Source organism: Mesorhizobium tamadayense, from assembly GCF_003863365.1.
Classification (GTDB): domain Bacteria; phylum Pseudomonadota; class Alphaproteobacteria; order Rhizobiales; family Rhizobiaceae; genus Mesorhizobium; species Mesorhizobium tamadayense.
Genome location: NZ_RQXT01000222.1, coordinates 1 through 559 on the forward strand (window position 1 = coordinate 1; position 559 = coordinate 559).

Annotated in this window: 1 protein-coding gene and 1 pseudogene; one reads left to right on the forward strand and one right to left on the reverse strand. The window is 61.5% G+C overall.

Annotation, left to right across the window (positions count from 1 at the left end; translation table 11 throughout):
- Positions 1-73: 73 nt before the first annotated feature.
- Positions 74-334: pseudogene (locus EH240_RS37400) on the forward strand (IS5/IS1182 family transposase); the annotation flags it as partial.
- Here EH240_RS37400 and EH240_RS38670 read toward each other — a convergent pair.
- Positions 291-559: hypothetical protein (locus EH240_RS38670; RefSeq protein ID WP_206075405.1), on the reverse strand; the 269-nt coding region annotated here is incomplete at its 5' end. The pseudogene EH240_RS37400 and the gene EH240_RS38670 sit on opposite strands and share 44 nt — an antisense overlap.

Below are 559 nucleotides of genomic sequence, written 5' to 3' on the forward strand. Positions count from 1 at the left end.
CGCCCATGAAGGCCTCAAGGCGGCCGTCACCAAGGTGCTGTGCGCGACATGGCAGAGGTGCCGCGTCCATTAAAAGCGCGGCCTCACCAAGGCCGTCAAACGAGCGTTGCGACGCCGCTCCGCCGTCGAGCCCGTCATCGGCCATCTCAAGAGCGACCACCGCATGGGCCGCAACTTCCTGGCCTTCTCCGAGGGCGACGCCAACAACGCCGTGCTCGCCGCCGTCGGCTATAATTTCAGCCTCCTGCTCAACTGGCTGAGGCTTTTGTGTGCCTTGGTCCTGGCGCTGCTCACAACCGCCCTAACGCCACCACTCCGGTCGCGATCAGCCTGAGCCCCGCGCTTCGACCCGAAATTGCGTTCTTCACGGACGACTTGCTGAACCGCCCGTGGCGGCCGTAGCACTTCAAAAGCCAGCTCATATCAACGTTGCCCAGGGCTACCGGACCAATGCCGAACTTAGGCCAGTAAAGGTGGCGCCCGCATGGATTCTTGGCCTGTTTCTGTGGGGATATCTTTGGGTGGGCAAACGCGAGGTTGCCTAAGTCATTGTTTTTTC